This window comes from Massilia orientalis, from assembly GCF_030411975.2.
GTDB classification, from domain to species: Bacteria; Pseudomonadota; Gammaproteobacteria; order Burkholderiales; family Burkholderiaceae_D; genus Telluria; species Telluria orientalis.
In genome coordinates this window covers 1-11,317 of the sequence record NZ_JASNRB020000054.1, presented here as the reverse complement: position 1 = coordinate 11,317, position 11,317 = coordinate 1, and the positions used below count along the sequence as shown (strand labels likewise).

9 protein-coding genes and 1 pseudogene are annotated in these 11,317 nt (G+C 60.2%); 3 read left to right on the top strand and 7 right to left on the bottom strand.

Going from position 1 to position 11,317, the window contains the following annotated elements:
- Positions 1–238: 238 nt before the first annotated feature.
- The 7 genes from QPK29_RS32955 to QPK29_RS32925 are packed head-to-tail and all read right to left on the bottom strand — an operon-like array spanning position 239 to position 8,028.
- On the bottom strand, positions 239–463 hold the full coding sequence (locus tag QPK29_RS32955; protein ID WP_371772319.1) for a hypothetical protein: 225 nt from the start codon (positions 461–463) through the stop codon (positions 239–241).
- A complete protein-coding gene (locus QPK29_RS32950; RefSeq protein WP_371772318.1) occupies positions 460–1,278 on the bottom strand; it encodes a hypothetical protein in 819 nt (272 codons plus the stop codon). Before QPK29_RS32950 ends, QPK29_RS32955 begins: the two co-directional genes overlap by 4 nt.
- The gene (locus tag QPK29_RS32945) at positions 1,275–1,817 is read right to left on the bottom strand and encodes a PAAR domain-containing protein (protein ID WP_371772317.1); all 543 of its coding nucleotides are present in this window, start codon (positions 1,815–1,817) and stop codon (positions 1,275–1,277) included. Before QPK29_RS32945 ends, QPK29_RS32950 begins: the two co-directional genes overlap by 4 nt.
- A 12-nt stretch (positions 1,818–1,829) precedes the next feature.
- Positions 1,830–2,297: a hypothetical protein gene (locus tag QPK29_RS32940; protein WP_371772316.1), complete on the bottom strand. Its 468-nt coding sequence runs from the start codon at positions 2,295–2,297 to the stop codon at positions 1,830–1,832.
- A 30-nt stretch (positions 2,298–2,327) separates the two neighbouring features.
- Positions 2,328–4,079, bottom strand: coding sequence for a TIGR02594 family protein (locus QPK29_RS32935; RefSeq protein ID WP_371772315.1), 1,752 nt, complete (start codon positions 4,077–4,079; stop codon positions 2,328–2,330).
- Positions 4,079–5,242, bottom strand: coding sequence for a hypothetical protein (locus tag QPK29_RS32930; RefSeq protein WP_371772314.1), 1,164 nt, complete (start codon positions 5,240–5,242; stop codon positions 4,079–4,081). The genes QPK29_RS32935 and QPK29_RS32930 overlap by 1 nt, the downstream gene beginning before the upstream one ends.
- Positions 5,243–5,259: 17 nt before the next feature.
- Positions 5,260–8,028, bottom strand: a complete 2,769-nt coding sequence (locus tag QPK29_RS32925; protein ID WP_371772313.1) for a type VI secretion system Vgr family protein — start codon at positions 8,026–8,028, stop codon at positions 5,260–5,262.
- Positions 8,029–8,685: 657 nt separating this feature from the next.
- Between QPK29_RS32925 and QPK29_RS32920 the strand changes: the two are divergent.
- The 3 genes and pseudogenes from QPK29_RS32920 to QPK29_RS32910 form a co-directional block, all read left to right on the top strand.
- Positions 8,686–8,757, top strand: a pseudogene (locus QPK29_RS32920) (electron transfer flavoprotein subunit alpha/FixB family protein); the annotation flags it as partial.
- Between the two features lie 78 nt (positions 8,758–8,835).
- Positions 8,836–10,044, top strand: a complete 1,209-nt coding sequence (locus QPK29_RS32915; RefSeq protein ID WP_371772312.1) for a helix-turn-helix domain-containing protein — start codon at positions 8,836–8,838, stop codon at positions 10,042–10,044.
- A 506-nt stretch (positions 10,045–10,550) separates the two neighbouring features.
- Positions 10,551–11,317 (top strand): glycoside hydrolase family 27 protein (locus tag QPK29_RS32910; RefSeq protein WP_400189943.1); only part of this gene is annotated, 767 nt, incomplete at its 3' end.

The following is an 11,317-nucleotide window of genomic DNA, read 5'->3' as shown; positions in this document are numbered from 1 at the left end:
GCAGCGACGTTATATGCAGCTTGAAGGATTATTGTCCCTGAGCGACAATCAACCCGCACGGCTCTCCGCCGTGATTAGCGGTTGAATGTCGGAGGAATTCGCAAGTCGTCTTGCGGCCATACCATGAGCGATACCATGGGAACGCACCACTTTACGAATCAAAAGGTTAGCTCTGCACCGCACTTTGCGCCGCATGAGTTCGTTAGAGCATGTCTCCGGAAAGCCAGTGAAAGACTTTTCATGCGACCGGCCGAGTCGCGTAGTAAAAGCCGATGAGCAGAAACATGGACAAGAGCAGATGCGATACCACTGCGGCCAACGCGTACCACTTGGTCGGCCGCACGCCACGGAAGCACCCGAGGCCGAGTACTACAAGCTGATAGCCCGCGGCAAGATAAAACGCGGCAGAAAAACTGCTGTCGGCAAGCGCAGCCAGAAAGCCCTGGAATGGAGTCAGATTCATCGATTGAACTCCATGAAGTTCCAGCGCACGAGATCGAACAGCTTCAGAAAATCCTTGCTACCGTTACCAGTCGAGTTGTTCACGTAATCCCAGCCTGCCTTACGGCTCTTCGTATAGACCCCTGTTTCCAGCGGCATGCCTGCGTACGCGGTCTGATCAGGGTCAGCGCTGTTCCGCCCCAGAAGCCGGTTGATCCACGTGATCGGACGATGGATGGTGGAGTCGGAATTTCCCTGGAAGATGTCGATGCGGCTCGATGCGACGGCGGCGACGACCTGGATGTGATGCGCCCGCCCGCCAGTCGCGGCGCCTTTGGCGTCGTGGGCAAGCGCAAGGATATCTCCCGGCAGCAGCGCCTCCGGACCCGCGACGGCCTCCGTGTTCACGCCCAGGCGCTGCATGTCGGGCGCTCCATACGTGCGCATGACCATATGGGCGAAGCCGTACGCATTCGCACCGTAGTGCGCATGTTGCTCCGCATTAAAGATTTCCATGTTGCGGTAGGTGCGCACGCCACTAGTCAGTTTCAGGGGCAGGCCTTGCGCACTTGCGTATTCGCACAACACCCTGAGTGCGAAGTCTTCGCAGGTGAACCGGCTTCTCTTGATCTGCCCGTCCTTGTTCCAGTATTGTTCGGCACGGAGCCGCTGTGCGATGGTGGGCACCTGCCGCTGGAAATCGGCGATCGCGGCCGGCGTCCATTGCTTCGTCGTCTTCCAGAAGACCCTCAGCTTGACATTGATGCCGTTCTGGTCGGCCTTTGGCGTCAGGGGGATCCTGGCGGCCGTGGCTGAGAGCACTTCCGGTTGGGTCATGCCGCCTCTCCTGCCCCAAGGGAAATCGTCAGGTTGCCGGTCCTCTCGCTTCCCATGATGTCAGTGCGGCCATCGCTTCCGGTGACGCCGGCGATGATGGCGCCCCGCTCGTCGGCAAGCTGATAGGAGACGCCATCAAGCTCTGCACCGTGCTCGTCGACGAACACGACATGCTGGTCGAAGGTACACAACGGCAAAGGACGCGGCAGGAAAATCTCCAGCAGATTGCCTTCGGCGTCCTGCTTGAACGCATCCGCGATATTACTGCCGGAGGCATTGCCGATACCGTCGACATCATTGAGCGTCGAGGCCAGCGCGCACCCGCCGCTGGTGCGCTGGCCATGCGTCACCCTCTGCTTGCCGTTGGTCAGCCTGGCGTTCGGATGGCCATCCGCGATCTTGCATCCCTTCTTGCAGTTCATCGCGGCGCCCTGGAATGCGTAGCCTTTGCCATGGCTCGTTTCGGTCGACGAGGCTTCGGCCACCACGCCGCCGCATGACGCCTTGTCGCCCAGCCTGACCCAGCCTATCGTTTTCATGCCGGTGACGCCTCAGCGAACGATGTGCTTGAACATGATCTCGATCCGGCCGGCCTTCTTGTCGCATTGTTTGGCGCGTGCGGCATCGTCGAGCATGGAGTCAAACGTGATCCATTGCGGCGCCAGCATCTCCTTGCGGGCGACCGTGAAGTTGGCCTCGCCATCGTGGAATGCCAGGATTGGCGGTGTCGCTTTGCCGTCGGCGCCTTGCGGATTGTAGACTTCGAGTTCGACCTTGCCTCCGTCATCGTCATAGCCCGCGACCGCCTTGCCAGCCAGCGTGTACGTGCAGCCCGGTCCCTGCTGGCGGTACGTATAGTCGAATGACGGGATGCCGCGGGTATCGGCCTTCAGGTTGGCAATGCGCAGATCGTGACTCACGCCGCCCAGTTTCTCAGCGAAATGCAGGTCGGCGGCAGTGGACATGTGCGCTCCGCAGGCAGCGAGCAGGCATACGGCCGGAATAAGTGTCTTCAGCATGGTTTCTCTTGATTCAATGATGGTCACGCACTAGCGGGTACCGGCCGCGGTGACCGGGCCGGAACTGGATTGGACGGCGTGCAACACGTAGTCGTCGTCGTGGTGCGGGTAATCGGTTGGATAGCGGTAGGCGACCACCCAGGACTTGGGACAGGTGCTGTGCGTGACGGCATTGAAGTCGCCCTGGTTGCCACCCAGCGTGGCCAGAAGGGCGCCATGATTGTTCAGGCCCGCGACGAAGGTCACGTGGTGCGTCTGCGTGCCCGGGAACCGGATTACGGCAACTGCGCCCAGCGCCGGCTTGTTGTCCTTGGTCGGTCGACCCCAGCGCGCAAAATCCAGCGCCCAAGCACTGCCATTGCCGCGGAAGCCGCCTTTCGTGAGGCACCAGTTGACGAACGCGGCGCAATACGGCGTCTCGTCGCGCGTCCGCGCCGCCCCTTGCACACCGGTGGCGGTGAGGTATTCGAGAATGCGCGGGTCGTGGTCGCGCCCTGCGCGCCTGCGCACGCCCTTCTGGAATTCCGCTTCCGCGAACTTCATCCATGGTGCGCGTAGCGACAGCATGGCTTCGGTCTGCGGATTGCCGGAAGGGTTCCTGAAATAAATCGTGTCAAGCGATGCGGGCGGCACTGCGACCCGCGCGCTGCCTGCCGATGCCGGTCCGGCATGCGCGGCAGGCTGTACCGCCTGCCGCGTGCCATCGGGTGTCGCCGCTTGCGGCGTGCTATCGGGCTTTGCCGCTTGCGGCATGCTCTTCTTCGGGATCTTCAGCACACGGTGCGGGCGAATGATGTAGGGCGACTTGATGTCGTTCAGTGCGGCGATCGCCTGATAACCGACGCCGTGGGCCGCACCAATCGAGGACAAGCTGTCGCCTTCCTTGATGGGATACAGCGTGAAATTGGCGGATGCCGGCGCTGGCGCGGGCGGTGCCGCCGTCGCGCCGTCCGATACCGCGCCGCCTTGCGGCTTTTTCTCGTGACGACGGGTGCTGGTCGGAACGACGAAGGTCGGCGCCATGATGGTAGCGGCGATCGACGTCGCCGTGGACGGCGGCTCGATCGGGTCGAGGTCGATCCACGTATCCTTCGTGTCGTCGAACAGTTTCAGCATGATGGCGCTGCTGTTGGGCGGCACGCGCACGACGAACGCGCCGGACGGCCCGGTCGTCACCTCCGACGATTTCTTGTTGTGCTCGACCTTGACCTTGGCGTTCGCCATCTCGATGTTGGCGCCATCCTTCAGCGTCACTTCCACCACCGGCAGGCAATCTCCGCATCCCCGTTTCTGCGCAGCCGCGATCGCACGCCGCATCGTGCGACCACGGAAGACTTCCTCGAGTTTGCTCACGTATTTCTTGTCCGTGGCGTAGCCAGCCTTGAGCAGTGCGGCGGCTTCGCCGGACAGCGTGCCCTTGACGCCGTCGTCGAACAGGCCCGCCTTGGCATAGCGCGGATTACTCCGCAGGAATTCGGTACGGTCGCGCAGGCTCGCAGCCAGCGACGGGTAGACGCGGAACCAGTCGTCGACATGGTAGACGTTGCCATGCTTGTCCTGTTCGGGCACGTTGAATAGACGCTTTTCCCCTTTCCAGCCCGGATCCGCCTTGATGTTGAAAACATTGTTCGTGCCGGGCAGCATGCGCCTCCCCCAACCGCACTCGAGCGCCGCCTGCGCCAGGATCAGCTCCCAGGACATGCCCGTTTCTTTCGTCACCGCCCGCGCGGGGCAGTACAGATCGCGGATGAACGCGATCTGGTCTTCGTAGGTGTACGCCATTATTGCCCTTCGATCCTACCGAATACGAATTCCTGCTTGCGCCCGTTCACCCCGACGCCATACCAGTTGCGGCTGTCCGACATGATGAACTTGGGCGTCGCGCCCAGCACGTCGAGCGCCGTTTCCGCACCGGCGGCAGGGTCGATCCACACCAGGCCGCGCGTGCCGCCCGAGCCGGCGCACGACTGGCGGATCGCCACCAAGCCACGCCCCGCGGGCGTGAAGGCGTCCACCTTGCAGAACGCGCTTTTATAGGTGATGGCGGGGGCGATGTGGCCGCTCGCGTCGACCGCGATCAGTGACGACGTGCCGCGCGACTGCGACAGCGAATACGTCGTCGCCCGGTCGTCGATGGCGGTCGCGATGTTGTCCGAGGCGGTGACCACCTTGTGCTGCGGACGCACGCTCCACACATACCCGCCACCCGGCTTGATTTTCGAATTGGCGTAATAGATGGGGAGGTCGTTCTTCGGAACGATCTTGGGATAGAAATCGCCGCCGATGTACCAGTGACTGCCGATCGCCCGCACGGCCGCGAACTGCGTATAGCTGCCGTCTTTCGACATGCGTGTCTGGAACGCCAGCGATTCGTCGACCGTCGCGACGAACATGCTGTAATACTCGTTGTTCGCGTCCGTATCCTTGCCAAAGCCGATGACGTGCAACTTGCCGTCATGCGCCAGCATATCGATGGCAACCCGGCTTTCGGTAGACACCGGAATCGCAGCGTGCTTAAGTTCGTCGCCATTCCTGCTGTACTTGACCACGTAGACGCGGCCGACGTTATTCGCCATCGCGTGCGCGGCGTCCGCATTCGCCAGCACGTATACATTGTCGCCCTGGAACCGGCACGCGACGGCGTACACGTTGGCCATCGCGTCGGGAGGGGGCATCTGTTTGGTCCAGCCGACCTTTTTCTGCACGAGATCCACGAGCGTGACGGTGCTGTACACAGCCGCCTCACGCTCCTTGACGTAGGAACCGACGACGCATGCCAGCGTGCCGTCGGGAGACACGGCGACGTTGTTGATATCGGACGATGCCGCCAGATCGCTCATCAGGATACTGCCGGATCGTACGAGCGGCTCGGATTGCGCACAGCCCGCGGCCATCGACAGGGTCAGGGCGACTACGGAAAATCGGATCATGGTATTGGTTTGCATGGTGATCGCCATCGGCGTTAATCAAGGGTGATGGCCAGCGTCGGATCGGGCGCGTCGTCCGGACCGTCGTCATCCTCGACCTCGTCATGTTCTTCGAAATCGAAGACCACCATCTCGCCGTCTTCCGGCAGGCTGATGGCGTCCGGTCGGTCCGTGACGAGTTGGGTCCATTTCCCGTCGTTGACGTCGACCACGACTTTCGTCTGTTCGCTGCTCTCCGTGAACAGCGGCTTCGACTTGCCGCTGCCGTCGAGGACGCCACTCCCGAGTACGCCCGCCGTGTCGGAGATGAACTGATATTTGAGCATCCTGACGCCACTCGGCAGGTCCCACAGGTTCCTGTCGACCGCCAACTGCTGGCTGTATCGCTGCGGCTTGGATTGTTCGAACACTTCCTGCCTGAGCGCGTCCATGCCGCGCGGCCCCGACAAGTCGTGGTTGGCGGCATGCACGACATGATCGCCGTTCGTGCCGTGCTCGATCCCTGCGGCCGAAAATTTGACATAGCTGCCGCCACCGTTGATGACGACCTCCTCCTTGGCATTGATCGTGATCCGGTTGGCGCTGTGCGTGATGTTCAGCTTGGCGAGCAGGTTGATGCTGTCCGACAGCGCCTTGACGTCGATGTCGCCGGAAGCCGCGATCAGTTTCATGCCGGCCTTCTGGACGAAAAGGCGCAACGTTTCACGGACGCTGGCAAACAGACTGCGGCCGCTTGCAACGGACACATCCTTCCCCGCCGTGACCGCGACATGTTCATCGCTGGCCAGATGCGTGGAACGCGCACTGGTGGCGCTGATGCCTGCCGGACTGGACAGCACAAGCATCGGCTCCGACAATTCGGGAAACTCGCCGCCCTTGCCGCCCTTGATCACGTCGTTCTGCGCGCGGATCGCTGCTGCGGCGTCGCTCTGGTGCTGCTGCGCGTTCTGGGCGCCCGCGTGCTGGGCCGCGTCGACCAGGTCGTCATGCAGATCCCGCGCACTGCCGAGCCGCGCGCTGCCCTCCACCATGTCCTTGATGTGCGAGCTGGCGCGCGGCCGCGCTTCGGTCGAGATCAGCATGCCCTTGCCGGCACGCAGCACACCCCATGCGCCGGTCGCGAGCTCAAAACCTTCGCCGCGCACGTCCATGCGGCCGGCGTTGTCCTCGATACGGCTGATGTGGCCGAGCGACAGTTGGCTGTGCTCGTGGTCGCTCTTGAGCTGCGCCTGAATGCGCTGGTGCGTATCGTCGAGGATCAGATGGTTGCTGCGGCCCGTCACCGTATTCCCGCCCTCGGGGCCGAGTTCGCGCGTGCGAAAGCCCATCAACGCTCGCTGGCCCGGCAGGGCCCACGGCGGAGCGTAGTTCTGGTTGTGCACGCCACCGAGCACGATCGGCCGGTCCGGCGAGCCGTCGAGCCATGAAACGACGACTTCGGATCCGACTCGGTGGATGGCGGCGGCACCCAACTGTGCGCCGGCCCACGGATTGGACATCCGGATCCATGCCGAACTGGCGTCGTTATTGTCGCCAACACGATCCCAATGGAACTGGACGCGGATGCGGCCATGTTCGTCGGTGTAAATGCTCCCCTGGCCGTTGGGCCCCACGACCGTGGCCGTTTGCGGCCCGACGATGCGCGTATCCGTGCTGTTGAAGCCACGGCCCGGTCGCCACGGCACCTGTTTGGGAACGCAGACGAACCGGTTCTCGTACTTCGGCGGCGTATCGCCCTGCTGCAGATAATTGTTGGTGACGACGTGCTGCACGTCCAGGATCAGGAACTGGCTGGCAGTCGAATCGTCACCGAACAGATCGTTCCCATACCGGTCGGTCAACGTGAACCACCGCCCCGGCTGGATATACCTGTTGCTGCCGGCGGCTTCGAAACGCTTGCCCATGGCCTCGATCTCCTCGATGCGTATGCGTGCCAGCCGCTCGCCATCCCTGGCATCTTTGAAGCCGTAAGCACCCGCGTATTCGTAGGTCTCGACACGCAAGACGCCGCCTTGCTGATCGATCGACGGCAAACCCGTCGTGGCGGGCTGCGGCCTCTTGAAGTCGAACGAGCCGATCTGGACGCCGCTCGACGCCATGGCGCGCACCGGCGACCATTCGTCGATCGTATCGCCGTCGCGTGCGCCGCCGCGGTGGAGATGTAAGCAGATCGACGGCGCCCCATCGATCGGATCTGCACGGGTCGTGTCATCGCCGAGCACCAGCGTGTGCCCCTTCGCGTCGTGCTCGTAAAAATAATGCATGCCCGCTGCCTCCCAACGCCGGGACAGATAGTTGAAGTCCGTTTCCTCGAACTGGAACGCATCCGTCATTGGCGGGTCGTCCGCATAGAGCCTCGTCCGCCACACCGCGTGCGACGCGTAGTCTTCGAACACGCTCGACGTCTGGTCATACAGCGTCGCGTTATGGAAGATGTAGCAGTCCTTGCGGTAGGACAGGTACTTCATCCATGGCCCCAGCTTCGCCTCGTAGAACGCAATGTTCTCGACGCGCTTGAGCCGGAATTCGAACACATAGTCCGTGAAATAGCGCAGCGTGCCGCCCCGCTGTACCAGCTCGACGCTGATGAGCTTTCCCTGGATATCCTCGAGTGCGATCGACGGGCTGTCGGACAGGATCTCGATAACGTATTCGAAGTCGCGCGACATGCTTTCCCGCGCGTGCAATGCATTGACCACAAACTCGCACGACGGGCCATCGTCGTTGGGGAATGACAACCTCAGTATCCGGTTGTGCTGGCGCCCCGCGAGCCGGTCGCGCAGGTGTTGAATCTGGGTAGTCATGCGAAAAGCCACCTCGGCTACGAGGCGATTCGATCAGGTTACAAGGTGAGTACGTCTGCGGGCACGCGGTGTTGCCGCCAACTTTCGATATTATTGTGCTACGAAAATATTTTCCGTGACGCACGTTTCAGCATCCAGACGCGAGCGGACGATCTCACGTTGTGCTCGTGTCCTCAGCGGTTCGGGCGCGATGATGCCACACGAGAATGTGACAGTTTCTATCAGAAATTCACAAAGCGAGAAGTATCGAGGCCTGTTCTTCCGCTATTTTCTCGAGCGAACGGCTGGAAGACTGGTGCTGGGATGCTGATCATGTGACTTAAAGACGCGTTTAAGTCTGATATGAATTAGAGCTTGAAGATCAGCATGAGATAGGGATAAAGGCAAGGACGGGGTTGAACCCGTCTATCTACACGGCTTTGCAGGCCGTTTTGACTCTTACGAATCAAAGAGTTAGCTCAGCACCACACTTTGCACCGCATGAGATCGCTCTGCGACGTGGCCTGGAAAGTATGTTCGCTGCGTCCCAGTTCGCCGCGATGTCAAACAGTCAGTGAATCGTCTCGAATTTGATTCACGAGACGCTAGACAGTTACACGCTCATGTACCGCCAGTCACGCATCCTGACGAGGGCCCGGGCGGGATGCCGTCGAGCCCATCGCGGTTGGCATCTCCAGCACGATCCAGCACTTGGCGGGAATGAAGGAATCCAAGGTCATTGTCGCCATCTTTAGAAACCTTGCTATGATGCGGACAGGGCGCTTGGCAGCTTTTGGGCCTTCATGATAGTTCAGTTAACAATACATAATGCAAGAGATATACAAGAAAGCGCTGCTCGCACTTATCCTCCTCGTGGCCGCGAATGCGCTGATGGTGTCTTTTTTCACTTATCAGAGCTATCGCTCCCTTTCCCTGTTGCCTTGGGCGGGAGGCGGGGTTCGCCTGAAGGCGGCCGGTTGGACGGATAGCGGGATGGGCGGCACCTCGATCATCCGCATCCTCGATGACCAGTCGGACAAACTGCGTTTCGACATGAAACTGACGAAAGCGGTGGCATTCCCATCCGCTACTGCCGACCTGGTGCTCACCGACATGAAAGGACGGCAAGTGCTGGCGGACTGGTCGAAGTACACCAGCATCACCTTCCTGGCCAAATGCACTCCCTCGAATTCGATGGTATTTTCCCTTACCACCTTCGACGAGAAGATCTCAAAGAAGGGCGACTTCCAAACCTACCGAGTACCGGCCACCTATTTCCCCTGCAATAAGAAAGGGGTGCCGGTTTCCCTGGACCTGACCCGGCTCGCCCTGCCTGACTGGTGGCTCAACAAGATGAAGCTGGACTTGTCGAGCCAGGGTTATGCCCTCGACAAGGTAGCAAAGATTTCCTTCGGCGCCAATTTGAATAGTCCCCCGGACGTCGATTCCCAAGTGGAAATCAGCGAACTCGTGCTGCATGGTCGCGACTATCGCTCTTTCGCATGGCTGGCCGTGGCACTGTTGGCCAGCTGGGCCGTATTTGCGGTGTGGTTTTTCCGGGCCCATTCACGCGCGCTGGTTGCCAGCGTGGCGAACAGCCTGAGAAAAGATGTTCCCCTGGCTGCCTACCGTCAATTAACCCTGGAACCGTATAAGGATAAGGAAAAGGCGGGGCTTCTGAAATATATCGCCACCAATTATACCGATGCCCACCTGGACCTGGAGTCGGTTGTTACCGCGACCGGGATCAACCGAACCAAAGTCAATGATCTGTTGAAATCAGAACTGGGCATGACTTTCACCGGCTACCTGAATAAACTGCGGCTGACGGAAGCGGCCCGCTTAGTGTCCGAAAATAGCGGCGCCGCGATCTCGGAGATTGCGTATTCCGTTGGTTATGCCAATGTTTCCTACTTCAATAAGTTATTCAAGGAAGAATATGGCTGCACCCCGAAAGTGTTTCGATCGATTTCGGCGCAACAATCAGCGCCCGTCGAGGATTTCCCGGTGAAGTCAGGGGCGGACTCGTCGCCCTGATCCTCTTCCACTCCTGACAGTTCAAATCGAAATTTCTACAGTTTCATAGAGGTTTCGCTTCTATCGTTAGATTCTCCCGGCGCCTCCATCTATGCTCGGGCTGTCGGTCGACGCCCGTCGTCGAGAAAACGCACAGAAAAAACGCACTGAATTGTATTTTATATATGCAAAACAGTGATTATGTGCGCCGATATGTTCCTATTATAAAAATACAACTGGAGAGACGATCATGCCCTTCGGCGTTTGTATGCGCAGGTGCGGCTGTTTTAGTTTTTTCGGAAATGCTTTGCAAGCATTCAAGTCACGCAGCGCAATCAGCAGCCGCTATTGCACCTGAAGCTAGCCCAATCTGCCGGACTTAACGATTTGAAACTTTAGCATGTATTTTGCGTGATGGATCTGTACGAGGTTCCCCATTTTTTGCGAGTGATTTAGAAATGAAAACAAAGCATGTAACACACAAGCCGCTGTGGCTGAGCAAGGCAATGATGGCGGCCGCCACGGCGTTGACCCTATTCGTTGGCTCGGCGGGCAATTGCTGGGCCCAAAAGGCTGAAGGCCTGGCCAGCACCCCGCAGATGGGCTGGAACAGCTGGAACAAATTTGCCTGCGAAATCGACGAGCGCCTGATCCACGAGACCGCCGATGCCATGGTCAAGTCGGGCTTGAAGGACGCCGGCTTCCAGTACGTGAACATTGACGATTGCTGGCAAGGCCAGCGCGACGCCGACGGCAACATCGAGCCGGACCCCAAGCGCTTCCCATCCGGAATGAAGGCGCTGGCGGACTATGTGCATGGCAAGGGACTCAAGCTGGGCATCTACTCGGACGCCGGCGCGACCACCTGCGGCGGCCGTCCCGGCAGCCGCGGTCACGAGTATCAGGATGCGCGGACCTATGCGCGCTGGGGCATCGATTACGTCAAGTACGACTGGTGCAACACCCCGGGCATGAACGCCGAACCGGCCTACACCACGATGAGCGACGCGATCGCCAAGGCGGGCCGTCCGATGGTATTCAGCGTGTGCGAATGGGGCATGAGCAAGCCGTGGGAGTGGGCCGGCAAGGTCGCCCATTCGTGGCGCACCACGCCCGATATCTATAACTGCTTCGACTGCGAATTCAGTCCCGGTTTCTCGACTGGTTTGGGGGTGCTGCGCATCCTCGACAAGCAGGCAGGCCTGCGCAAGTTCGCTGGGCCCGGCCACTGGAACGATATGGACATGCTCGAAGTGGGCAACGGCATGAGCGAGGATGAAGACCGCGCCCATCT

What these genes read in the sequence shown, in the direction of transcription:
- QPK29_RS32955 (WP_371772319.1), bottom strand. Translation starts at nt 463, where the DNA reads ATGAATCTGACTCCATTCCAGGGCTTTCTGGCTGCGCTTGCCGACAGC.
- QPK29_RS32950 (WP_371772318.1), bottom strand. Translation starts at nt 1,278, where the DNA reads ATGACCCAACCGGAAGTGCTCTCAGCCACGGCCGCCAGGATCCCCCTG.
- QPK29_RS32945 (WP_371772317.1), bottom strand. Translation starts at nt 1,817, where the DNA reads ATGAAAACGATAGGCTGGGTCAGGCTGGGCGACAAGGCGTCATGCGGC.
- QPK29_RS32940 (WP_371772316.1), bottom strand. Translation starts at nt 2,297, where the DNA reads ATGCTGAAGACACTTATTCCGGCCGTATGCCTGCTCGCTGCCTGCGGA.
- QPK29_RS32935 (WP_371772315.1), bottom strand. Translation starts at nt 4,079, where the DNA reads ATGGCGTACACCTACGAAGACCAGATCGCGTTCATCCGCGATCTGTAC.
- QPK29_RS32930 (WP_371772314.1), bottom strand. Translation starts at nt 5,242, where the DNA reads ATGCAAACCAATACCATGATCCGATTTTCCGTAGTCGCCCTGACCCTG.
- QPK29_RS32925 (WP_371772313.1), bottom strand. Translation starts at nt 8,028, where the DNA reads ATGACTACCCAGATTCAACACCTGCGCGACCGGCTCGCGGGGCGCCAG.
- QPK29_RS32915 (WP_371772312.1), top strand. Translation starts at nt 8,836, where the DNA reads ATGCAAGAGATATACAAGAAAGCGCTGCTCGCACTTATCCTCCTCGTG.